This window comes from Sporosarcina koreensis, from assembly GCF_042655825.1.
GTDB classification, from domain to species: domain Bacteria; phylum Bacillota; class Bacilli; order Bacillales_A; family Planococcaceae; genus Sporosarcina; species Sporosarcina koreensis.
The window spans coordinates 132,692-155,097 of the sequence record NZ_JBHSNP010000002.1; the positions used below are offsets into that span (position 1 = coordinate 132,692).

The 22,406-nt window shown below is 46.3% G+C and carries 21 protein-coding genes and 1 other annotated feature; of the genes, 17 read left to right on the forward strand and 4 right to left on the reverse strand.

Annotated features, from left to right (window positions below; all coding sequences use genetic code 11):
• The first annotated feature begins 22 nt into the window (after positions 1–22).
• Positions 23–1,537, forward strand: coding sequence for an acetyl-CoA hydrolase/transferase family protein (locus tag ACFPTP_RS00640; protein ID WP_381441421.1), 1,515 nt, complete (start codon positions 23–25; stop codon positions 1,535–1,537).
• 228 nt (positions 1,538–1,765) lie between these two features.
• Here the strand turns inward: ACFPTP_RS00640 and mgtE are convergent, their stop codons facing one another.
• A complete protein-coding gene (gene mgtE, locus ACFPTP_RS00645) occupies positions 1,766–3,124 on the reverse strand; it encodes a magnesium transporter (RefSeq protein ID WP_381441423.1) in 1,359 nt (452 codons plus the stop codon).
• 201 nt (positions 3,125–3,325) lie between these two features.
• On the opposite strand from mgtE, the gene ACFPTP_RS00650 reads away from it, so the two are divergent.
• The 9 genes from ACFPTP_RS00650 (at position 3,326) to ACFPTP_RS00690 (ending at position 10,673) form a co-directional block, all read left to right on the forward strand.
• The gene (locus tag ACFPTP_RS00650; RefSeq protein ID WP_381441424.1) at positions 3,326–4,138 is read left to right on the forward strand and encodes a transporter substrate-binding domain-containing protein; all 813 of its coding nucleotides are present in this window, start codon (positions 3,326–3,328) and stop codon (positions 4,136–4,138) included.
• A gap of 59 nt (positions 4,139–4,197) precedes the next feature.
• On the forward strand, positions 4,198–4,830 hold the full coding sequence (locus tag ACFPTP_RS00655; protein ID WP_381441905.1) for an amino acid ABC transporter permease: 633 nt from the start codon (positions 4,198–4,200) through the stop codon (positions 4,828–4,830).
• Positions 4,831–4,842: 12 nt separating this feature from the next.
• A complete protein-coding gene (locus ACFPTP_RS00660; protein WP_381441425.1) occupies positions 4,843–5,568 on the forward strand; it encodes an amino acid ABC transporter ATP-binding protein in 726 nt (241 codons plus the stop codon).
• A 107-nt stretch (positions 5,569–5,675) separates the two neighbouring features.
• Positions 5,676–6,134, forward strand: a complete 459-nt coding sequence (locus tag ACFPTP_RS00665; protein WP_381441427.1) for a GyrI-like domain-containing protein — start codon at positions 5,676–5,678, stop codon at positions 6,132–6,134.
• A gap of 34 nt (positions 6,135–6,168) precedes the next feature.
• Entirely contained in the window at positions 6,169–6,651 is a 483-nt protein-coding gene (locus tag ACFPTP_RS00670; RefSeq protein ID WP_381441428.1) for a GyrI-like domain-containing protein, read from the forward strand.
• 12 nt (positions 6,652–6,663) lie between these two features.
• Positions 6,664–7,068 carry a VOC family protein gene (locus ACFPTP_RS00675; RefSeq protein WP_381441429.1) on the forward strand — a complete coding sequence of 135 codons (405 nt, stop codon included), beginning with the start codon at positions 6,664–6,666 and terminating at the stop codon, positions 7,066–7,068.
• Positions 7,069–7,204: 136 nt separating this feature from the next.
• Positions 7,205–8,335, forward strand: a complete 1,131-nt coding sequence (gene yfkAB / locus ACFPTP_RS00680) for a radical SAM/CxCxxxxC motif protein YfkAB (RefSeq protein ID WP_381441430.1) — start codon at positions 7,205–7,207, stop codon at positions 8,333–8,335.
• Between the two features lie 352 nt (positions 8,336–8,687).
• Entirely contained in the window at positions 8,688–9,614 is a 927-nt protein-coding gene (locus ACFPTP_RS00685) for an AEC family transporter (protein WP_381441432.1), read from the forward strand.
• Between the two features lie 72 nt (positions 9,615–9,686).
• Positions 9,687–10,673: an alpha/beta hydrolase gene (locus ACFPTP_RS00690; protein ID WP_381441433.1), complete on the forward strand. Its 987-nt coding sequence runs from the start codon at positions 9,687–9,689 to the stop codon at positions 10,671–10,673.
• A gap of 169 nt (positions 10,674–10,842) precedes the next feature.
• On the opposite strand, the gene ACFPTP_RS00695 is transcribed toward ACFPTP_RS00690, so the two are convergent.
• A complete protein-coding gene (locus ACFPTP_RS00695) occupies positions 10,843–11,907 on the reverse strand; it encodes a M24 family metallopeptidase (protein WP_381441434.1) in 1,065 nt (354 codons plus the stop codon).
• A gap of 323 nt (positions 11,908–12,230) precedes the next feature.
• Between ACFPTP_RS00695 and ACFPTP_RS00700 the strand changes: the two genes are divergently transcribed.
• From ACFPTP_RS00700 to ACFPTP_RS00710, 3 genes are all read left to right on the forward strand, one after another.
• A complete protein-coding gene (locus ACFPTP_RS00700) occupies positions 12,231–12,665 on the forward strand; it encodes a YugN family protein (RefSeq protein WP_381441435.1) in 435 nt (144 codons plus the stop codon).
• A gap of 133 nt (positions 12,666–12,798) precedes the next feature.
• Positions 12,799–13,695 (forward strand): ABC transporter ATP-binding protein, encoded by an 897-nt coding sequence (locus ACFPTP_RS00705; RefSeq protein WP_381441436.1) that lies wholly within the window; start codon positions 12,799–12,801, stop codon positions 13,693–13,695.
• Positions 13,676–16,231 (forward strand): ABC transporter permease subunit, encoded by a 2,556-nt coding sequence (locus ACFPTP_RS00710; protein WP_381441437.1) that lies wholly within the window; start codon positions 13,676–13,678, stop codon positions 16,229–16,231. The genes ACFPTP_RS00705 and ACFPTP_RS00710 overlap by 20 nt, the downstream gene beginning before the upstream one ends.
• 155 nt (positions 16,232–16,386) lie before the next feature.
• Here the strand turns inward: ACFPTP_RS00710 and ACFPTP_RS00715 are convergent, their stop codons facing one another.
• Positions 16,387–17,154, reverse strand: a complete 768-nt coding sequence (locus ACFPTP_RS00715) for a SurA N-terminal domain-containing protein (protein WP_381441438.1) — start codon at positions 17,152–17,154, stop codon at positions 16,387–16,389.
• Between the two features lie 220 nt (positions 17,155–17,374).
• Positions 17,375–18,079 (reverse strand): 23S rRNA pseudouridine(2604) synthase RluF, encoded by a 705-nt coding sequence (rluF, locus tag ACFPTP_RS00720; protein WP_381441439.1) that lies wholly within the window; start codon positions 18,077–18,079, stop codon positions 17,375–17,377.
• A 209-nt stretch (positions 18,080–18,288) separates the two neighbouring features.
• Positions 18,289–18,518: a binding site (T-box leader), on the forward strand.
• Between the two features lie 74 nt (positions 18,519–18,592).
• Between rluF and ACFPTP_RS00725 the strand changes: the two genes are divergently transcribed.
• The 4 genes from ACFPTP_RS00725 to ACFPTP_RS00740 are packed head-to-tail and all read left to right on the forward strand — an operon-like array spanning position 18,593 to position 22,406.
• Positions 18,593–19,951: an anthranilate synthase component I family protein gene (locus ACFPTP_RS00725; protein WP_381441440.1), complete on the forward strand. Its 1,359-nt coding sequence runs from the start codon at positions 18,593–18,595 to the stop codon at positions 19,949–19,951.
• A 30-nt stretch (positions 19,952–19,981) separates the two neighbouring features.
• On the forward strand, positions 19,982–21,013 hold the full coding sequence (trpD, locus tag ACFPTP_RS00730) for an anthranilate phosphoribosyltransferase (protein WP_381441441.1): 1,032 nt from the start codon (positions 19,982–19,984) through the stop codon (positions 21,011–21,013).
• Positions 21,010–21,801 (forward strand): indole-3-glycerol phosphate synthase TrpC, encoded by a 792-nt coding sequence (gene trpC / locus ACFPTP_RS00735; protein ID WP_381441442.1) that lies wholly within the window; start codon positions 21,010–21,012, stop codon positions 21,799–21,801. The genes trpD and trpC overlap by 4 nt, the downstream gene beginning before the upstream one ends.
• Complete coding sequence (locus ACFPTP_RS00740; protein ID WP_381441443.1) at positions 21,798–22,406, forward strand: phosphoribosylanthranilate isomerase; 609 nt, start codon at positions 21,798–21,800, stop codon at positions 22,404–22,406. The genes trpC and ACFPTP_RS00740 overlap by 4 nt, the downstream gene beginning before the upstream one ends.

A 22,406-nucleotide genomic window follows, 5' to 3' on the forward strand; every position in this document is an offset into this window, starting at 1 on the left:
GTTATGAAAAGGGGCGATTTAAATGGGTAACCATATGGATCGTATCAGAATTGAAAAGTTGAAAGACCTGGTCGTTTCGCCTGAAGAAGCTGCTTCTTGGATCAAGGACGGAATGACTCTAGGGTTGAGCGGATTCACACGTGCAGGTGACGCGAAAGCGGTTCCAATGGCATTGGTGAAACGTGCTGAAACCGAAAAATTCAAAGTGAACGTATTTACGGGTGCATCCCTCGGCTCGGATATCGATAAATTATTCGCGGAAGCGGGCATTGTGAAAAAGAGACTGCCGTTCCAAGCGGAAAAGGCAATGCGTAATGGCATAAATAACGGGGAACTTCTTTTTGTCGACCATCATCTGTCCCATACGGCGGAGTGGATTCGCTCAAATGTGACGGAACCGATCGACTTCGCAATTTTGGAAGCGATTTCAGTTACTGAGGACGGCATGATCATCCCTTCTACTTCTGTCGGAAACTCGCTATCGTTTGCGAAGCACGCAAAATCGATCATCATTGAAATCAACACGGCACAGTCAACTGAATGGGAAGGCATCCATGACTTATATGATCCGGGCAAACAGGGCGAACGGAATCCGGTTCCATTGACGAAAGTGGATGACCGTATCGGAACGATCGGTATCCCGATCGACGTGGATAGAGTGAAGGGAATCGTGTTCACGCACCAAAAAGATTCCGCTTCTACAATCACACAGCCTGACCACGACACGGAAGTCATGGCAGAACATCTGCTGTCATTCTTGCGCTCGGAAGTGGAAGCGGGCAGATTGACGAACAGTCTTGCACCTCTTCAATCAGGTATTGGATCACAGGCAAATGCAGTGCTTCATGGATTATTGAACTCGGAATTCGAGAATCTAGAAGTGTATTCCGAAGTATTGCAAGACGCAGTATTCGATTTGATTGATGCGGGTAAAGTCAAAACCGCTTCATGTGCATCGATTACGTTGTCGGAAGAGAAGATGGACAAGGTCTTTAACAATCTGGATAAATATCGGGATAAGCTGATCATGCGCCCGCAGGAGATTTCAAACTACCCGGAAATCATCCGCCGCCTCGGTTTGATTTCCATCAACACGGCGCTTGAACTCGACATTTATGGCAACGTCAATTCGACGCATGTGACAGGTACGAAGATGATGAATGGCATCGGCGGCTCCGGCGATTTCGCCCGGAACGCAAGGCTTGCCATCTTCGTCACGAAATCGATCGCCAAGAACGGCGACATTTCAAGCATCGTGCCGTTCGTGTCCCACGTAGATCATACGGAGCATGATGTCGATGTCATCGTCACGGAGCAGGGGTATGCGGATCTTCGCGGTCTTGCGCCAAGGGAACGCGTTGGCTTGATCATTGCCAATTGTGCGCACCCAATGTACCGTGGGCAGCTATGGGAATACTACTACGAAGCGCTTGAAAGAGGAGGGCATACGCCACATGTGCTCGAAAAGGCATTTTCATGGCATATGAACCTCATGCAGCACGGCACAATGAGGCCGCTTACTGAGAAACGCATCTAACGTCAACCACCATTCGAACTTAACAATATACCCGCCAATGAAAAAAGCAGCCGCATGGGCTGCTTTTTTTGGTGCGGACGTTATGCGTAATTTCAGATGGGTTATGATCAAATTTGTACTAGTAATGCGCAATTTTGAGTAAGTTATGCTCAACTTTATGCGAGTTATGCGCATATTTGAGGGAGTTATGATCATTTCGGGACTTTGCGCCTACCTATCAGGTCTCACTCACATCAATTTCGAAATGAACATCGTTGCGATTCCGAAGTAGATCAATAATGACAAAATATCGTTGATTGTCGTAATAAGCGGGCCGGATGCAACCGCGGGGTCGACTTTAAATTTACTCAAGATTAACGGAATGACGGTTCCGGCCAACGTGCCGATGATCAGTGTTGCAACAAGGGAGGAACCGACAACGAGCCCAAGAATGAGGTTTTCTTGCCAAACATAGGCGATGATGGAGATGACCGCCCCGCAGACAACTCCGAGCATGATGCCGACGAGCAGCTCACGGAAGACGAGGCCGAGCGTCTTTTTCATCGTCAATTCCTCAGTGACGAGACCGCGTACGACGACAGCCAATGATTGAGTTCCCGTATTTCCGGTCATACCGGCAATCATCGGCATGAAAAACGCCAATGCGACGACGGCTTCAAGCGTCGCCTCGAATTTCGCGATGATGCTGCCTGAAACAAGCCCGATAAATAGTAGCAATATAAGCCATGGCAACCTTTTATATGCCGCGACGAACGGCCGCGTATGGAAGTCGATTTCTTTACCGGATGCGAATAACATTTCAATATCTTGATTCGCCTCACGGACAACGATATCGAGTACATCATCTGCTGTAATGATGCCGACTAAAATATTGTCGTCATTGACGACGGGCAAGGAAAGGAAATCATGCCGGCCAATCATTCTGGCGACATCACTCTCTGTCGTATTCTCATTCACTTTGACGATATCCGTCGTCATCACATCCGTTATGGCCTCGTCGGATTCGCTTAAGAGCAGGTCACGGTAGGAAGCGACGCCGACCAATTCCTTTTCGTCATTGATGACATATACGTAATTCAAATAATCGGCGAAGTCCCGGAAGTATTTCAATTTATTGATCGTTTTTTCAACAGTATAGGACTCGTGCACCCATACATATTGGCTGATCATCGCCCGACCGGCTGACTTTTTCGGATACTTCATCTTTTTGCGTATGTCTTTTTTCTCTTCCTCACGCATTTGGGCGATGAGCGCATTGATTTCTTTATCCGGCAAATCGGACAGCAGAAGGGCGAGGTCGTCACTCTTTAACCCTCCCAGCAATTCCGTGGAACGGACTGCGCCGATTTTTTTCAGAACGCGAAGCTGTTCGTTGCGCGTCAAGTATCTGAGTAGTGTCACGAGTTGGTCGATAGAGAGCCACTCTAAAAAAAGGATGCGCCGTTTTCGCGGCAGTCCGCGGTAATGCGTCGACATTTCATAGGGAGTTAATTCGCAAATGATTTTTTGGAAAGTATCCTTCTGCCCTTCTTTTAACACGTGCACAATGGCGCGTGAAACATTTTCTTTCTCACCGTTTAACGTCATGACTCCCTTCACCTCACTTTTATGTAAATAAAAACCTTGCTAACTTGTCTATTTCCCTATTTCTTATGTGACTAAACTGCGTTTCCATTCCACACCGCCTCTCTTTATCTAAAATTATATGTTTAGTAAGAAAATGATAGGGAAAGAGAGTTACTAAGCAAAAAAAGACGGCATCTTGTCGGGAAAAAGGGAGTTTTTATGATGGGAAAATGGAAGACGCTAATATTTTTGCTCATGGCTGCCATGTTGGTGCTGGCGGCATGCGGTAATGACAAAACCGAAGCGAATGATGACGGCTATCGCCTTGTTGAAAAAGGCAAATTGACATATGCGGCGAGCGGCCTCTACAAGCCGTTCAACTTCGAGGAGAATGGCGAGTTGACTGGGTTCGATATGGAAATTGGGGCTGAGATTGCGAAGAGGATGGACCTCGAGCCGAATCCTGTGACAAATCCATTCGAAACAATCCTTCAAGGACTTGTCGCGAATAAATACGACGCCATCATCGGATCGATGGCCTACACGAAAAAGCGTGCCGAGCAGGCTGCCTTCACTCAGCCGTACTATTATTCAGGCGGAATGATTTGGGTCGCGGAAGACAATAACGAAATCAAATCTCCGGAAGACTTGAAAGGGAAGAAGATTGGCGTCATTGCACAATCGACGTATGAAGAGCCTGCAAAGGAATTGTCGGACAATCTCCAATACTACAGTAGTGATGTCGTTGCGCTGAAGGATTTGACGGTCGAGAATCGATTGGATGCCGTCATCACATCGGATATTGTCGGCTTCGAAGCGAAAGATAATGGCTTTGCCATTAAAGAGGTTGGCAGCCCGTTATGGGTCGAACAGCCTTCGGTTGCGGTGAAAAAGGATAATGAAAAACTCCGTGACGCGATTGACAAAGCGCTCCAAGAAATGATCGACGACGGAACTTATGAGGAGATTTCGCAGAAGTGGTTCGGACGGAATCTGTTGGATATCGATTTAGAGAATGCAGAGCTATTGGAATAAAAAATAGAAAGTGGGAGTGACCAGTGCCTGATATATTGATAACGTTATCTGAAGTGTTCATGCGCACGTACGAAGGCTTCCTGAAAGCGGCACTTGTCACATTGAAAATAACTGCCATTGCCATTGTGTTAGGGACCGTTTTCGGAATTATCTTTGCGTTAATGAAAATATCAAAATCGAAAATCTTACAGACGATTGCAAACTTATATATCACATTGATCCGCGGGACGCCGCTCATCGTACAGATCATGTTTTTATACTTTGGAATTACGTCGATTGTCGTCCTATTGAATTTCTGGGCGGGGGCGATTGCACTTGGCGTCCATAATGGAGCGTATATTGCTGAAATCTTCCGTGGAGCAATCCAAGGGGTTGACCGCGGACAGCGGGAGGCGAGCCTTGCGCTCGGCATGAACCGCACGCAGGCGATGCGCCGGATCATTTTTCCGCAAGCGCTGCGCCGCGCAATTCCTCCGCTCGGGAACCAATTTATCATTACATTGAAGGACTCGTCCCTCGTTTATGTTATCGGTGTGACGGAACTGTTCGGCCTTGCGAATCGGGAGGCAGCATCATCTTTCTTGCAGTTCGAGACATTTCTCATCGTAGGCATGTACTATCTCGTTCTCGTCCTCATTTTTACATGGCTATTGAAGTGGTATGAGAATAGGCTGAATGTAGATGGATCTTAAGGAGGGAACGATATGATCAAAACAAAGAATCTCCACAAATCATTCGGCGATCTAGAAGTGCTGAAAGGGATCGATATCGACATCCATCCGGGCGAGGTCGTTGTACTTGTTGGAGTAAGCGGCTCCGGGAAGAGCACATTGCTGCGATGTCTGAATTTCCTTGAAAAGGCGCAAGAGGGCGACATCATAATTAATGGTCGGAAAATCGACCGAAAGAAGGAAGACTTGTCGAAAGTCCGTGCAGAAGTAGGCATGGTATTCCAGCATTTCAACTTGTTTCCGCATAAAACAGTGCTTGAAAATATTATGGAAGCGCCGTTGATTGTCAAAAAAGAGGACAAAGGGAAGGCTAAGAAGTTAGCACTTGCTCTGCTAGGAAAAGTCGGCCTTTCTGATAAGGCGGAAGTCTATCCGAATAAATTATCCGGCGGGCAGAAACAACGGGTTGCCATTGCACGCGCACTCGCAATGGAACCAAAAGCGCTATTGTTCGACGAACCGACATCCGCGCTAGACCCCGAGCTCGTCGGGGAAGTGCTGCAAGTTATGCAAGACCTCGCCAATGACGGCATGACAATGGTTGTCGTCACACACGAGATGAAATTCGCAAAAGAGGTCGCGGACAGAATCATCATGTTAGACGAAGGGTGCATCATCGAAGATGCCGACCCGGATACATTTTTCAACCACTCCACAAACGAGCGGACAAGACAGTTTTTAGAGATGGTCGATTTGTGAATGAAGAAGCAGCTTCCTTTGAAAAGGGGGCTGTTTTTTTGTTTGATTAATTGTTTTCAAAAAATATCAGTCTTATGGCATGATGAAGGAACTGGGGAGTTCGGGGAATGCAATTTATTGAAAAGGGAGAAATGAAATTTGTCGGTATTCGTCTGCAATGCGATTCATTGGAGGATTTTCAAGTAAACATACCAAAGGCGATTGAGGAATTAAAAGCCCGAACGTCGGAAATTGCGCAACCGATTGATTCAAGACGCATATTCGGGTTGTTTAAAGTTGAGGCGCAACCCTCCGAAGACGGCTATTGGGTCTGCTTGCTAGTTGAAGAGATTGAAAACGTGGCAGATGGTCTGGAAGGTCTTTCAATAGAACCAAGAAAATATGCCACGCGGCGGCACGTTGGTTCGCCAAAGGAACTCCGCCAAGCATATGCAAATCTTCATGAGGAAATTACTCAAATGGGTCACCAAAGGCTGCTTGATCAATGGACGATCGAAGAATATAGCCCAGACCATGAACAAGGTCGCCAAATGATTAACGTACTATTACACGATCCTGTTGCATAAACCTTAACGAATCATTGAAATGGGGGGTTCAAGAATGGAGCCAATAAAGTTGAACGAAATGGATAGTGTTCGTGTCATCGGGGTCACAGTAACCGATAGTCTCCGGAACATCCTTGAAAAAGGGTTTGTGCGGGACATGCACAGCACGATGAGGTATCGGATGACGGAGCTGGAATCACGGACAGATGACGGAGTATATCTCATTCAAATTTATCCGAAAGACGAGGCGTTTACACCTGACATCCCATATGAAAATATTGTCGGTGTCAGCGTGACGACTGACCAGCACATTCCTGAAGGTATGATAGAGTATACCATTCCAGCTGGCCGCTATGCCCAATTTTTACATCGTGGACCAGAATCGAACATCCATCAAACGTATGACGGAATCACTGAATGGCTACGGATGCAATATTGCGATCCATCTCGGGAAATAGATATTGAGTATTGGGATGATCGATACAAAGGGGAAAGCGAAGATAGCGAAATTGACTTGTATGTTCCTTTACAAAAATAGGGGGGGAGAACAATGGGTTTCATTAAACGAATTGAAACGATCTATTTGCCGGTTGCCAATCCGAAAGCATCTGCGGAGTGGTACGAGAAGCATTTGAAAGTAAAAGCTGTAGGTACGCTTGACCCGGACGCTAACCAGGCCCAACTTTCATTAGCCTCGAGTCAGTCCCTCTTTTTAATAAAAAGCAAGGAGCGGGTAAACGCAAACTTCATGGAAATTAATGGTGAGGAACAATGTTTGCTTACTTTAGAGGTAACTGATTTTCATCGCCTTTATGAAGAGTTACAATCCAGCGGAGCTTCAATAACCGTGATTGAAGACAATCATGAATGTGGTGAGAACTTCTATTTGTATGACCTGGACGGAAACAAACTGGACATTTGGAGCGGTTGGCCAGTCGATCTGGAATCTAAATAACAAAATCTTAAAGCTATGACAAAAGCATCGCGAGATTACTCTCCCGATGCTTTTGTCATTGGGGACTTCAGGTTGCAAAAGAATGGAAATGAGCTCATACTATTTTAATGTAATAAATTGATAGGGAGTCATTGAAATGAAGAATATAGCAACACTGAACAAAATGTCACCTGCCTATGATCCATGGGAAGCTTACTTAGACGTGCAGGAGCATGGAAAATTAACATTATCAAGCATTGAATTTACGACGACATATTTATGCAATATGCGATGTGAGCATTGTGCGGTCGGCTATATGTTGCAACATAAAGATCCGGATGCCTTGCCGATCGACTTGCTTCTTTCCCGACTTGACGAAATACCGCATTTACGGACGATCAGCATAACAGGCGGCGAGCCGATGTTTTCTAAGAAATCGATTGAGCAATACGTCTTGCCTCTATTGAAATATGCGCATGAGCATGGCATCCGGACGCAAATGAATTCGAATTTGACGATGCCGCTTGAGCGTTATATGGGAATCGCGCCTTATTTGGATGTTTTACATATATCCCATAACTGGGGCACCGTGGATGATTTTGTAGATGGCGGTTTCGCGAATATGGAAAGGAAGCCTCCAAGGGAACGCCGTGCTGAGCAGTTCCAGCGGATGATCGACAACAGTCGCGCATTGGCCGAAGCCGGCGTCATGGTATCAGCGGAAACGATGTTGAATAAACGGACACTCCCGCATCTCGGCCATATCCACCGACAAATTGTTGAAGAAATGAAATGCGCAAGGCATGAAGTGCATCCGATGTATCCAAGTGACTTCGCTTCAAAACTTGAAGTGTTGTCGTTAGATGAAACGCGAGAAGCGATCCATCAATTATTGGATATGCGTGATGAAAATGTATGGATGCTTTTCGGCACATTGCCGTTCTATCCCTGCAGTCAGGATAAAGAAGATTTGAGGTTGTTAAAGCGCATTTACGGCAGCAAAAATGTCTCTGTGCGCAATGATCCGGACGGACGCTCCCGTTTGAATGTCAACATTTTTACGGGCGACGTCATCGTGACCGATTTCGGTGACACTCCTCCAATGGGCAATATCCAGCAAGATTCGCTGCCTGATATGCTCGACAGATGGCTTGAACGTCCTCTTGCGAAATCGATTGGCTGCCATTGCCCTGCTGTGAAATGCCTAGGTCCGAATCTATTGGTGAAGGATGCGTATTATCCGGAGGAAGATTTCACTGCAAATCAGGCGAATATTATAGTGGAATGATTTTCGCGCGCGGCTGTTTGAAATGGAAGATTCATTTCGCGCCAAATGCCTTAGACAAATAAAGAGCTTTTGTTGGTAGGTAAAAGGTCACGAAATAACCATATATCTTGGGAAATGATCGATATAAGTAGGGAAATAATCGATAACTGTCTGTAATTGATCGATATCTTCCGGGAAATGAACGATATCCAGTGGGAAATGATAGATATATCAATCCAGAAGGACTTCCGCATACAAGGGAAGTCCTTTTCTTATGTTACGTTATAACTTTTCCGTAATTACAAGAACGAATCCCTTTCCTGTATACTCAAATGGAAGAGATTTCTTTAAATTGATCTAGGGGGAGGACAACATGTTCATAGGATCCATTTTCTTAAATGTAATCTTACCCATTTTAATCCTCGTAGTCCTCGGTGCTGGCTTACAAAGGAAATTCTCCTTTAATTTAAAAGCGGTTTCGAACTTAATTACCTATTGTCTCATGCCGGCGGCTGTTTTTATCAATCTTTATGAGACAGAGATTGATGTTCAAGTCCTACTGGAAATCATCGGTTACCTAGTCGCTTTCAGTTTAGTGATCATCATTGTCACAACGATATTGAGTAAAGTATTGAAGTTAGACAGAGGGGAAGCCGCGATATTCAAAAACAGCATTTCGTTGATCAACTCCGGGAATTATGGAATACCGGTCAGTCAGCTGCTATTTCACGCGAATCCTCTCGGCATCTCCATTCAAATTATCGTGATGGTCTTTCAAAACGTTTTAACCTATACATATGGATTATATAATTTGATATCCGCGACAAAGTCCGGGCTGGAAATCTTAAAATCGCTATTGAAAATGCCCGTCATCCACGCAATGCTCCTCGGTGGCTTGTTCAATTGGCTGCACGTCCCGATTCCAAATTTCATCTGGGTGCCGATCAGTCATCTATCCGATGCATTTTTGGCGATCGCGCTTATTTTACTGGGGGCGCAGCTTGCGCAAATTGAGTTGAAAACGATTGTGAATCGTACGATTGTCACGAGTAGCATTGGAAGGCTTATCATTGGCCCAAGTGTTGCATTGCTTCTCATTCTCCTATTCGGGCTGGATGGCATTGTCGCTCAATCCCTATTCATTGCAAGCTCCTTCCCTACGTCAAGAAACAGCTCGACACTGGCGTTGGAATACGACGTCCATCCGGACCTGGCAGCGCAAACGGTTCTGTTTTCAACGATATTAAGTGCGGTTACAGTAACATTTGTCGTGTATTTATCTGGAATTTTGTTTGTTTGAATGAAGGGGAATAGGAGGAATCCATCGAATCATAAACTATAGAGTTATGATGCATAAGAAGGGGAGAGACGGATGGGGATCCATGTCGAGAATCAACAGGTTGTCATTAAAAGCGATGTTTTATTAAAAGGAACACTGACCTTGCCTTCAAGTAAAGAAGACCTGCTTCCAGCAATCTTGATACTTGCAGGATCGGGTAAACTGAATCGGGATGCGAACGCGGAAAAAGGGAAATTCCAGTTCAATATATACAAGGAACTGGCTGAGCACTTTTCGACCATAGGGTTTGCAACGCTTCGATATGATAAGCGAGGCGTTGGAGAGAGTGAAGGAAACTTCGAAAAGACAGGGCTTTGGGATGCAGTGACAGACGCGGCAAACGCTCTTGAATTTATGGCATCCCATCCAAACATCGATCCGCGTCGGCTCATTGTGATGGGCCATAGTGAAGGCTGTATTGTCGGGACTGCACTGTACGCGAAAAGACCGTTTCATGGATTGGTTTTATTGTCCGGCGGTGGCGGCGGGCTGCGTGAAAGTCTGGATCTCCAAAGGCAGCATTTATATTCCGAGTTGAAACATGCGAAAGGTCTGCAGGGGTTTATCATTCGTAAATTCAATACGTTGGATAAAAGCGAAAAACAGGCACAAGCGACGTACCGGAAACTGACCGCGTCTAATAAGGATGTAGTCAGGATTGCCGGTTTAGTTAAGATGCCCGCAAAATATTTCCGCGAGCATTTCGATTTTGATATTGTCGAAGGCTTGCAACAAATCGCATGTCCTGTGTTGGCGATTAATGGATCAAAGGATTTCCAATCAAGCGTTGAATTCGCGAAAAGGATTCCCGAAAACGTACAAGGACCGTCGAAATGCGTCGTTGTCGAAAATATGGATCACGGATTGAAAGAACAGCTGACCCCCCTCTCCCCTTCTACGTATAAGAAGGATTACATCAAGAGGATCGGCAAACCAATTCATGAAGAAGCAATCAAGCATCTTGATGCGTGGCTGACAGAATGGAAGGAAGGGTCTTTCCAAGTGGCTGGGGAAAAATGAAGTAGGAAAATATCTGGGTAAAAGGCCATGAAATGATGATAAACTTGTGAAAGTGACCGATAACTCCCCGCGGGTGATCGATAACTGTCCACAGGAGACCGATAACTTTGTGAACTTGACCGATAACACTGAAAATGGACTTCCGGATAGCCGGAAGTCCATTTTTTTCTCAAAGAATAATCAATTCCTTAGGAGATTTCGTAATAACCTCAATTCCGCCTTCTCTCACGATAATATCATCCTCAATCCGTACCCCGCCGAGACCCGGTATGTAAATGCCAGGCTCGACCGTCAGAACCATTCCTTCTTCGACGAGCAGCTCGCACGTTGGATTCATGAAAATGTCTTCATGAATATACAATCCGATTCCATGCCCCATGCCATGCCCGTAATAGTCGCCATACCCTTTTTCGCTGATCAAATCACGAGTCAAAGCATCCGCTTCTTTCCCGGTCATTCCGGCTTTGATTCTTGACAGCGCGTTTTCAAGAGCATCATGCACGATCGAATAGATTTCCTTCAGTTTCGGATCCGGCTCGCCGACTGCAACTGTCCTTGTCATATCGGAGCAATATCCTTTGTAATAAGCACCAAAATCAAGCGTCACCATATCGCCTTGCTCGACAACCTTCTCACTCGCCACTCCATGCGGCAACGCGGAACGCACGCCCGATGCGACAATCATATCGAACGAAGAAGACGTCGCGCCCAATTTCCTCATATGGAATTCCAATTCATTCGCGATTTCAATCTCCGTCCGACCTGGCTTAATGAACGTTAGAATATGCTCGAATGCGGCATCTGCAATTTCAGCAGCCTTTTTCAAGATGGCTATTTCATCTTCATTTTTAATCATCCGCAGCTTTTCAACGACATTCGTGACAGGTACAAGCTCCGCCTTTACTTCCTTCGAAAGCTGGGAGTAATAAAAATAGGATTGGTGCTGCTGTTCAAATCCGAGCATCTTGATTCCTAAGCTTTCCGCAAGCGTTGAAATTTCCTCATAAATGATGACCCTATCGATTTCCTTCACAGCAAAATCCGTAACTTGCGCATTCGCCTGGCTGGTATAACGGAAATCGACTAATAAATATGCTTCTTTCTTTGACACCAGTACTGTTCCAGCCGTTCCGGTAAAGCCCGTCAAATATCTCCGGTTGTACGGATCCGTTATGAGCATCCCGTCAATTCCTAACTCATCAAATCTGTCGCGTAACTTCGCTAACTTCTCCATTGTCAAACCCCCATTAATAGAAATATTCCCATTATTACTATGACATAAGGAGTGTAGAAATAATAGAAGGTGATTTCCTGCCTAGCAGTTTTATTAGGTAGGCAAAAGGTCATGTAATGACGATAAATCATGGAAAGTGACCGATAACTTTGTCGAAGTGATCGATAACTCCCGGCAGGTGACCGATAACTTTGTGAACTTGACCGATAACTCCCCGGGAATGATCGATATTCACGAGGCTCGCCTCCTTTGCAAGTCGGTAGTATGTCTTCGCCTCCTTTTGTGAATGCTGTCTAAAGAACCATTCAAAAGGAGGAAAAATCATGTTGAAATTACAAACGGGGCTAGAAGGTCAAACCGCTTCTTTCGGTGTGGTGAGCGATTGTATCCGGGAGCTTGGATACCATATGGGTGGAAACTGGGATTATGATCAAGGATGCTTCGATCACATTCTGTGCCAGGAAGGCGGCGAAACGATCTATATCCGAATTCCTTTTGTCGTGACGGAAGGCGAACTCGACCATTATGAAGCCTCCATTAAATTCGGCACGCCTTATATCATCAAGCATGTCGTGCATGTCGGTCTCGATCGGGACGGTGATTCATTATTGGATGCGACCGGATTTAGCCAATTCCAACAGCCGATTGATAAGGACGGGAAGATTATTGATAAAAACAGATGGGTCCATGCGGGCGAAGTCGCTGTGAAGGATTTGATGGATTGTATGTATGCGCAAAATTTATTGAAAATCAGTTGAGTTGAAGCAATCCACCTAGGCCAGGGTGGCTTGCTTTTTTAGATAATAAATTAAATTTTTAAACAAATAAATTCATAAGTATAGTAGAATGGAGATAATTGGATATTGACAAACTTAAGGGGGAGTTGTTGGCATGATATTATCCGTAAAAGACGTTTACAAATCATACGGCAAAGAGCAAGTGCTGAAGGGGATTACGTTTCAGATCGAGGAGCCACAGATCATCGCGCTTGTTGGGCCAAATGGGTCAGGGAAGTCGACGTTGATGAATATCATTACGAATCTGTTGCCATCGGATAAAGGGGAAGTGACCGTACTTGGGAAGAACAACCGGAACCCGAATATTTTTCGGGAGATTTCGTTCATGCAGGATAATACGGTGCTGTACGAATATTTGACGGGATACGATCATTTGCAGTTCATCTGCGATGTGCAAGGGCTGCCGAAAAAGCAATTGTTAGACACGGCGGACCGGATCGGCATAACGAGTTATTTGAATAAGAAAGTAAAGAATTACTCGCTTGGGATGAAACAGCATTTGCTGCTTGCGATGGCTGTCGTGAATAAGCCGAAGTTGATGATTCTGGATGAGCCGCTTAACGGCCTTGATCCGACGAGCGCGATCCGTGTGAGGGAATTGCTACTTGCTTTGCGCGATGAAGGGACGACAATCCTATTGTCCTCGCATAACTTGGCGGAAATTGATCGTGTGACGTCATCGATTTTATTCCTGAAGAAGGGCAATCTGATCAAGGAAAATATGGCGGAGTTTGAGCAAGTGCGTTACCAGATCGCGGTGGACAAAACAGAAAAGGCTGAAAAGGCGCTTGCTGCAGTGGGTATTCCTGTCGAGCAGGTCGATGGGCGCTTGCATATTTACCGCCGTGATGTCGGGCTGGACAAAGTGTTGCACATATTAGAACGCGAACATATTGTCATTGACGATATCGAAAAGAAAATATTCGGTTCGGAGGAACGATACCGGAAGATCTTCACGGAGGCAAAGGCCGATGAGCTTGTTCAAGTTTGAGCTGAAGAAGATTCTGCGGCAAAAGAAGTTTGTTTGGCTATTGGTTATGGTGCTGCTAACTGTCGGATGGGCTTTTTATCAAAACAAAATCGAGCAGGATTTGATGTCGAAAGAGGCGGAGGAGAAAATACTTCAAATTGTTCTCAAAGTCGACCAACTGTACGCGCAGCTCTTGCCATTGAACCGGGAGAATAGGCTGACAGAGGTGCAGGCGGAGCAATTCGATATCTTGAACAATATGGCGACGGCTACGTTTCAATGGAAGAGCGCCATTTACGGAAAGCGTTGGGGTGAAATTCCGCTGGTCGAGAATGGATTCTACTCGCTATTGGAAAAGTATGAGAAAACTGGTGGAGTCTTTACTGCCTTAGAGGGCGTGGAAAGGGAAAAGGCTATCGATAAGAATGCTTATTTGGTAAAGCATGATTTGCCATATGCCAATGAAACCGATCCGGTGTCCCCTGCCTTGCAAATGAGTGAGATAGCTCCCATTTTGCTAGGACCGGCCGGACTTTTGCTGCTATTACTCCTTTTTGGAAACGCTTATACATCGGAGAAGGAGCAGCAGACTTTGTTGACGTTAAGGACGCAGCCACTTCGCAGATGGGAGCTACTGCTTGCGAAGTATACCGGATTGTTAACTGTAACATTTTTCTATTTAGTTGTCATAGCGATTGGCGGATGGGTGATTCCGGTTGTTTTCGGTGACACATTCAATGACTTGTTGTATCCAACGTTTCTGGAAACAGGTGATTCATTCGCCATCATTCCCATATGGCAACATTTGTTGAATATGACGATTCTATTTCTGGGAGCGGGGGCATTCCTTTTTGCCTTGTTGCTTTTAATCGGAACACAATTAAGAAGCTCTTTTTCAACGATTATGCTGACAGGCTTCCTTACAATGATTGGTGTTGTACTAACGGAGGCACTGCCAATCATGCAGACACCTTGGAATCCATTTCAGCATTTCCGTGCAGAGCGGTTTTTGAACGAAATACCGACCGATCCGATATGGCTGTATGCAGTGTCAGCGATTCTATGGAGCGTTTTATTGCTTGTAGCAACCATTTTCTTGCGTGAAGGCGAACGTGGTTTATTTAAAGCTGCCGAGGAACTGAAGCCGTACCATAAGGGGAAGATGACACATCTCCGCTCCGTTTGGAATAATAGTTTGTTTGAATGGCGGAAGTCGAAGCGGAGGGGGCTTGTCGGGCAGTCATTGATCGTCTTATTCATCGCTGCTATTGTCGGCTATTTCTATTTCGCGGAGCAAGCGAAGGAGAAGGAGACTGAGGCTCTCGCAAGGTTAGCATCGATTGTAGAAGATGCGGAGAATGAGACGGGACTCATCGGTTACTTTATGGAAGCCATCGAAGAAATGGAGAAGCAGGTCGCAGAAGCAAATGCAAGAGGCGAAGACGGGGATTTCATATATGGACATAATATTGAATACTTTAACGAGTATATAGATGTAGCCCGTGAAGAAGCCGCGCTTGCCGAACGTGCATTGAAGGCTTATGGAAATCAAGATTGGACCCCATTATACGATTATCAGCTGTTCAATGATCATCGAAATCTTGAAAACTTGATGGAGTTTAAAAAGCATAATTACAGCCCGGACACCATTTTCGGCTATGAGACCGCAATTGCACAAAAAGAGTGGATGAAAGAGCATAATATCCCACCGGTCTTTGCGGGCACCTATATTCCGAATATCCATGACCAGTGGAAAGAGGAACACCGGAAGGAGAAGAAAATGAATGAGCAGGCGAACCGGAAAGTGGATCATAGCGGGTTATTTTCGCTCTTCATGTATTTCCGCGACTATTTGTACTTCATTCCGCTGATTTTATTCCTTATCCTCGTAGGTGCAGGCTTATCTGGTGAGCGAGGGAAGAGGCCGACGTTGCAGTTGCTTGAGACATTGCCGATCATGAAGCGTTCCCTTTTCCTTGGAAAAGTACTTTTCAGTTCTGCCATGGCTATTGGGAGTGCGATTGTTGTTTTCCTGTTTGCCGTGCTCGTCGGAACGGTGTTCAACCGGTTTGGCGACTGGATGTATCCGGTGCTGCATTATCATAGCAGAAAAGAATTCCAATCGTTTGATTTTACAGGGCAACGAGCATTCGAGGGGGGCTATCATTTCATGCCGCTCGGAGAGTACTTGCTGAAGGCTCTCTTGCTATATGTTTGCGTCGCATTGTTCCTCATCGCGTTGACGAATGTCTTGGGACTTTTCATCCGCCAGCCGCTAGTTGTATATGCGCTCACAGGTATGATAGGTGTCGCGGGATATTTAGTGAGTTGGAAATTAGACGAATTCGCCGAATACTCGCCTTTCCTTTATCTAAACATACCGAAAATTGCCAATGGGGAAATCATGACGCTGCTGAATGATCCGGCAATTAGTGTGTATATGGGCTGTGGGGTGCTGCTTGGAGCGGCGGTTATCCTTTTGGGCGTGACTTATGTCGGTTTGAGTTTTGAGAAGAGGTTTGTAAAGGAGAGGAAGTCGTTTACGGCGACGGTGTGAATGCCTGATATTGTCAAATGACAAAAAGAAATAACCCATCCTTGAGTTCAGCGCTCATTTTGGATGGGTTATTCCAACCGAAAGCCGTCCCCTTACAGGGAACCTATCAATTAATGTGACCACTCAGGTGCAACCGGGTGGTTCTTTTATACATCTTAAATCTTAATGTCAATCATCGCATTTTTCTTTAACTCTTCAGCATGCTGAGCGAGTTTTTCCTGCTGTTTTTGCTGATGAAGAGATTGTTCGATTTGTGGTTTTACTTCTTCAAGCTTTGGAGCTTCTTGTCCTGCACTCTTTGCTTGTTCCGCATATTGATCATACATTTGTTTAATTTCTTCATCGGTTATTTTGCCAGTCGGCGCTTCTTTCTCAATGTATTGTTTAAGTTTAATATCGTCAGCTATTTGAGTTTCAAGTGTTTTCATATTAATGCCGGATTGTTTAAGGGCGGCTTCGAATTCTTTTTCTGTTTTAAACTGTTTTTTTATTTCTTCCAGCTGCTTATTAATATCTGCCTCTGAAGCTTTATAGCTTTTTTTATCGGCCTCTTGAAGAAGAAGAGTTTGCCCGACCAAGCTGTCAATTGTTTGGTTTTTCGCTTGCTCTGCAGCTTCTTTAGAAGTCGGATCTTGTCCCATTAGCTGCATTTGTCCTTGTACAGATGCTAAAGCGATATTATAGTCGCTTCCTAAAATTTCTTTATCATTCACGATGGCCACAGTTTTATTTTCATCTACTTGCTGTTCTTCTAATTTCTTTTGCATTTCTTCCATTTGCTTTTGCTGTTCCTTCTGCTGATCGGTTTCCGCTGTTTTTGCTTTATTATCATTTGTGGCTTCTGTATTTTCTTCATTTCCTCCGCATGCCACTAAAACAACGGCCATTAGACCGGTTACTAATGTAATCATTATTTTTTTCATAATCGATCTCCTCCCTTTAGCAAAAAGTATGATTTTTATTAAATAAATCATCTAGTGCGCATTATAAAGTTAATAATGCAAAAAAGAAACAGGATGCGACCCTTTTTAATATTTATCACAGGATTGAAACATCTGTAATGACTATGGATGCGTATAAAAAAGGGCGGTACATATTGTACTTGCACAATATGTATCGCCCTTTATACTTTCATGGTTATCTTCACCTTTTCGGCTCATAATCAAGCATGTGAAACATTTCCTTCAATTCCTTATCCGACAAGTCGCGCCATTGTCCGATCGGCAAATTGCCGAGATGGATGTTCATGATCCTCGTGCGCTGGAGGCGTCTGACGTTGTAACCGAGTGCCGAGCACATGCGGCGGATTTGGCGGTTCAGGCCTTGTGTCAATGTGATGTTGAATTTGCGTGGGCCAAGTTGTTTCACTTTGCATGGTTTCGTAATGGTGTCGAGGATTTCGACGCCGGATTCCATTTTGTGAATGAATTCTTTTGTAATGGGGCGGTCGACGGTGACGATATATTCTTTTTCATGGCCGTGTTCCTCGCGCAGGATTTCATTGACGATGTCGCCGTCATTCGTTAGAAGCAGCAAACCGTCGGAGTCTTTGTCGAGCCGTCCGATATGGAAGATGCGGAGCGGGTGGTTGACGAAATCGACGACATTCCCTTCGATATGGCGTTCGGTTGTGCTCGTAATGCCTACGGGTTTATTGAGGACGATATAGACGAGCTGCTCTTCGGTTTTCACGGGTTTTCCGTCGACACGGACTTCATCCCCTTGTTCGACTCTGCTTCCAAGTTCGGCGGGCTGGCCGTTGATGGTGACGCGTCCGTCTTCGATCCATTTGTCTGCGCCGCGTCGGGAGACGATGCCGGCTTCGCTTAAATATTTATTGATTCTCATGAAATTCACCTTTTTTCGAGTTTCTTTCCCACTATTGTACAGCTTGGGCGATTGTTATACAAAGTCGGGGGACTACATATATTATCGAAAGGTTGACAATTGATTGAATGAATAGTAAGGTTAGTACAACTTTTTTGTTCGGAGAGGGTAGAGGGGCCGGGAGCGGCGCCGCCCAGGAACAGATGAGTCGAGTTGAGAAGAGCATAGCTGAGAAATTGTTGAATAAGAGGAGTAGCATCGGAAACGCGATGTAGAGAGTCAGTGGGCGGTGGAAACTGATTCGCGGCCGGTGTGAATGGACTTATGAGAGCTGTCCGGAGATTTCCGGATGGACGTCTTTCCCACGTTACGGGAAGTGCCTTTTTTAGGCGCGCCGAGAGGAAGCTGTTTTTGTGATGGCTTCAAATAGAGGTGGCAACGCGGGTAATCCGTCCTCTGCAATTGGACTTTTATGTCCTTTTGCAGGGGACTTTTTTGTTTTTGCCAACAACAAAAAAGAAGAGGAGAGCTGAGATGGAAAAGACGAGTTTGCGTATTACGGAGAAGAAAATTGAAGGAGATTCGCTGACGCCAATCCATATTTTCAGGCGATTGCAGGGGAGACACCGCTTTTTACTGGAAAGCTCGTCGCAGCATGACCGGTCGGGTCGGTATTCGTTCATCGGCGTTGATCCGGTGAAGGCGTATAGCGGAGGGAATGGCCGGTTGGAAGAGTTCGTGTATTCGACGGGGAAGACATATGTGCATGAAGGGGATTTATATACGCTTCTCAAAAGGTTAATGCCGCGGATTGCAGAGAATGGAAAATATCCGTTCATGGGCGGCGCTGTCGGGTATGTCGGATATGGGGCGGCGGGGGACGCAGTGGTTCATTCCGACGAAAAACCTGATGTGTACTTCAATATTTACGATACGGTCATCATTTTCGACCATCTCCAAAATGAAGTGACGTTGCTGCATACGGAAATTCACCCGGAGTATACGAAGCCGGACTTGGATGCATTGGCTGAGGTCATTACGAATGGGCCTACAGAAGATGAGAAGGGTGTGACGATTTCCGATTACCGATGCGCGGTTTCGCAACAAGAATTTGAAGACCGGGTCAGGCAGGCACAGCAATTCATTGAAAATGGCGAGGTTGAGCAGGTCGTCCTCTCCCGAAAGCTTGAAGCGGATATCATTGGTGACCCGTTTGCGCTCTATCGGAAGCTGCGCAAAAAGAATCCTTCGCCGTACATGTACTATATGGAATTCGGCAAGCAGACCGTCATCGGCGCTTCTCCCGAAAGTCTCGTAAAGGTGACGGACGGCACGGTCATCACGAATCCAATTGCCGGGACACGGAGACGGGGGCGCATCAACGAAGAGGATCGAGCATTAGAAGAAGAGCTCCGAAGCGATCCGAAAGAGTTATCGGAGCATGACATGTTGGTGGAACTTAGCCAGGATGAGTTGGTACCCATTTGTGAACCATCGTCCGTCCGTGTTGCTACATACATGGAAACCATAAGATACGAGCATGTCATGCACCTTGTTTCCGAAGTGGAAGGCACACTTGCGCCGGGCTTGCATGCGCTCGATGCATTGAAGGCGACCTTGCCGGCGGGAACAGTGACCGGGTCACCGAAAGGGCTTGCAATGGATATTATTTCGCAGCTGGAAGAAGAGCCACGAGGATTGTATGGAGGCGCAATCGGCTATATCGGATTGAATGGCAATATCGATTTTGCATTGACAATCCGAACGATGACGGTGCAGGACGGGATTGCGACCGTTCAAGCGGGGGCCGGGATTGTGAAGGATTCTGTACCAGCTCTGGAATTCAAGGAAACAGTGAACAAAGCCCGCTCTTTACTGGAGGCTTTGAAATAAAAGAAGAGACTAGAAGAGGAGAGATGAGTAGTGAAAAACTATACGAGAATAGTAGAGGAAGGCCGTAACTTACGGTATAAAGAGATGGAAGAAGCGGCCAATCAATTGTTTTTGGAGGAAGCAACCATCGAGGAAATGGGGGCGTTTCTTGTCGCTTTATCCAAAAAAGGGGAAACGGCGACGGAAGTAGCAGCATTGGCTTCAGTCATGACATCCCATTCAATTAAATTTGACGTCCCGGCTGCCCGTTATTTGGACAATTGCGGGACGGGCGGCGACGGGTCGAATTCGTTCAATATTAGTACAACATCGGCTTTCGTTTTAGCGGGCGCAGGCGTGAATGTGGCGAAGCACGGCAACAGGAAAATCACAAGTGCGGCGGGCAGCCAAGATGTGCTAGACGCGCTCGGCATCCATTCACGCTTTACGCCTGACGATATGAGCCGGATGCTCCAAGAAGAAGGGATAGCCTTTCTATTCGCGCCGATTATCCATCCGAAAATGAAACGGATCGGCGAGGTCCGCGCGATGATCGGGAAGCCGACAATCTTCAACCTCGTCGGACCGCTGACGAACCCAGTTCCGCTAGAAACCCAATTCACAGGCATCAACCGTCCTGATTTTATCATGGAATATGCGTCCGTCATGCGAATGCTAGGCAGGGAACGGGCACTTGTCGTATCAGGCGCTGGAGGATTGGATGAAGCGTCGCTTGCCGGGCAGAACTCGTTTGTTCTTATGGATAAAGGCGACTTGATCCCGTTCGCGCTAAACGCCGAAGATGTCGGGTTATCCTATGCCCCTCTATCTGAAATACGCGGCGGTACCCCGAAGGAGAATGCCGCGATGATTCATTCTGTGCTGCAAGGCGAACGGGGACCGCGTTTTGACACGGTCGTGTTCAATGCAGGTCTCGGGTTGTTCGCGAACGGCGTGGCGGATTCGATACAGGAAGGAATTGAGCAGGCGACTGACAGCATCCTTTCAGGAAATGCGCTTCGGAAATTGGAGGCGGTTGTCGCATTCAGTGAGCATATCGGGCAGGAGGTAGTGGCAAGATGACGATTTTAGAAAAGATTCTACAGACGAAAAGGATTGAAGTGAAACAGCTGCTAATGGAGGAATGTGTCGTTTCATGTGAAACATTGCCGAAACGGCCTTCCTTATTTGAAACTTTACAGAAATCACATCAATTGGAAGTCATTTCGGAAATGAAACGCGCTTCCCCTTCGAAAGGGATGATTGCCGGGAATACGGATCCGGTCGCGCAGGCAACGGCATATGAGCAAGCGGGTGCGGCTTGTATCTCAGTACTGACTGATTCCACCTTTTTCAAAGGCTCCTTTGACGATTTGGCGTCAGTTGCAAAAGCCGTCCAAATCCCGTTGCTATGCAAGGATTTCATCATCCATGAAGTGCAGATCGACCGTGCAAAACAAGCAGGGGCTTCCGTCATCTTGCTCATCGTGGCGGCGCTTGACGATATGACATTACAAAGGCTACACAACTATGCTACGAATCAAGGGCTCGAGGTGCTCGTGGAAGTGCATGACGCAAAGGAATTGGGCCGTGCACTCGCAATAAACGCCAAATTGATTGGCGTCAACAACCGGAACTTGAAAACGTTCGATGTCGACCTCGCAAAGACGGAAGAGGTCGCAAAACATTTTCCGTTCAATGAAAACCGCGTATTCATCAGCGAAAGTGGCATCATGGACGCGGGGGATGCAAAACGGGCAGCGGCTGCCGGGGCAAGTGCTGTCCTCGTCGGCGAGTCGCTCATGCGGAGCGCTTCCGTTGAAGATTCGCTACGTTCGCTGCAAGTTCCGAAGGCAGGTGTGCCGCTATGACGAAGGTGAAGATTTGTGGGTTGATGGAGCCGGAGCATGTGCAAGCTGCGGTGGAAGCGGGTGCGGATGCGGTCGGATTCGTGTTTGCACCGAGCAGACGCCGTGTCGCGATTGCGCAAGCAAAGGAATTGGCACAACTTGTTCCGGATCATGTCATGAAAATCGGGGTGTTTGTCGATGCGACGCAGGCGGAATTGGAGCAAACTTTTCGGAAGGTGTCGCTCGATTATATCCAATACCATGGCGGGGAGTCGGCTGAGTTCATTGAAAAAGTCGGACTTCCTTCTATTAAAGTATTATCAGTTCATGATAGTGAAGATGTGGAAAAGGCAAATGGTTATGAGACAGAGTATGTCTTGTTCGATACGCCTGGGATTGAATTTCGCGGGGGAAGCGGCGAGGTGTTTGATTGGAGCCTTCTAAAGGAAGTGCCCGTGGAGCGGATGATTTTGGCGGGCGGTTTGAATTCGCAAAATGTGAAGGAAGCGATTCGGCAAGTGCGTCCGTTCATGGTGGATGTGTCGAGTGGCGTGGAGATTGATCGAAGAAAAGATGAGACATTGATCCGCGAGTTTATTCGCACAGTGAAAGAGGAGGAGAGCTGA

Excerpts from the sequence above, each read along its gene's own strand:
- ACFPTP_RS00670 (WP_381441428.1), top strand. The coding sequence starts at position 6,169 with ATGGAGCCAATAAAGTTGAACGAAATGGATAGTGTTCGTGTCATCGGG.
- ACFPTP_RS00705 (WP_381441436.1), top strand. The coding sequence starts at position 12,799 with ATGATATTATCCGTAAAAGACGTTTACAAATCATACGGCAAAGAGCAA.
- yfkAB (WP_381441430.1), top strand. The coding sequence starts at position 7,205 with ATGAAGAATATAGCAACACTGAACAAAATGTCACCTGCCTATGATCCA.
- rluF (WP_381441439.1), bottom strand. The coding sequence starts at position 18,079 with ATGAGAATCAATAAATATTTAAGCGAAGCCGGCATCGTCTCCCGACGC.
- ACFPTP_RS00685 (WP_381441432.1), top strand. The coding sequence starts at position 8,688 with ATGTTCATAGGATCCATTTTCTTAAATGTAATCTTACCCATTTTAATC.
- ACFPTP_RS00660 (WP_381441425.1), top strand. The coding sequence starts at position 4,843 with ATGATCAAAACAAAGAATCTCCACAAATCATTCGGCGATCTAGAAGTG.
- ACFPTP_RS00675 (WP_381441429.1), top strand. The coding sequence starts at position 6,664 with ATGGGTTTCATTAAACGAATTGAAACGATCTATTTGCCGGTTGCCAAT.
- ACFPTP_RS00710 (WP_381441437.1), top strand. The coding sequence starts at position 13,676 with ATGAGCTTGTTCAAGTTTGAGCTGAAGAAGATTCTGCGGCAAAAGAAG.
- ACFPTP_RS00695 (WP_381441434.1), bottom strand. The coding sequence starts at position 11,907 with ATGGAGAAGTTAGCGAAGTTACGCGACAGATTTGATGAGTTAGGAATT.
- ACFPTP_RS00725 (WP_381441440.1), top strand. The coding sequence starts at position 18,593 with ATGGAAAAGACGAGTTTGCGTATTACGGAGAAGAAAATTGAAGGAGAT.
- ACFPTP_RS00715 (WP_381441438.1), bottom strand. The coding sequence starts at position 17,154 with ATGAAAAAAATAATGATTACATTAGTAACCGGTCTAATGGCCGTTGTT.
- ACFPTP_RS00690 (WP_381441433.1), top strand. The coding sequence starts at position 9,687 with ATGGGGATCCATGTCGAGAATCAACAGGTTGTCATTAAAAGCGATGTT.
- ACFPTP_RS00700 (WP_381441435.1), top strand. The coding sequence starts at position 12,231 with ATGTTGAAATTACAAACGGGGCTAGAAGGTCAAACCGCTTCTTTCGGT.
- ACFPTP_RS00665 (WP_381441427.1), top strand. The coding sequence starts at position 5,676 with ATGCAATTTATTGAAAAGGGAGAAATGAAATTTGTCGGTATTCGTCTG.
- mgtE (WP_381441423.1), bottom strand. The coding sequence starts at position 3,124 with ATGACGTTAAACGGTGAGAAAGAAAATGTTTCACGCGCCATTGTGCAC.
- ACFPTP_RS00655 (WP_381441905.1), top strand. The coding sequence starts at position 4,198 with ATGCGCACGTACGAAGGCTTCCTGAAAGCGGCACTTGTCACATTGAAA.
- trpC (WP_381441442.1), top strand. The coding sequence starts at position 21,010 with ATGACGATTTTAGAAAAGATTCTACAGACGAAAAGGATTGAAGTGAAA.
- ACFPTP_RS00650 (WP_381441424.1), top strand. The coding sequence starts at position 3,326 with ATGGGAAAATGGAAGACGCTAATATTTTTGCTCATGGCTGCCATGTTG.
- ACFPTP_RS00740 (WP_381441443.1), top strand. The coding sequence starts at position 21,798 with ATGACGAAGGTGAAGATTTGTGGGTTGATGGAGCCGGAGCATGTGCAA.
- ACFPTP_RS00640 (WP_381441421.1), top strand. The coding sequence starts at position 23 with ATGGGTAACCATATGGATCGTATCAGAATTGAAAAGTTGAAAGACCTG.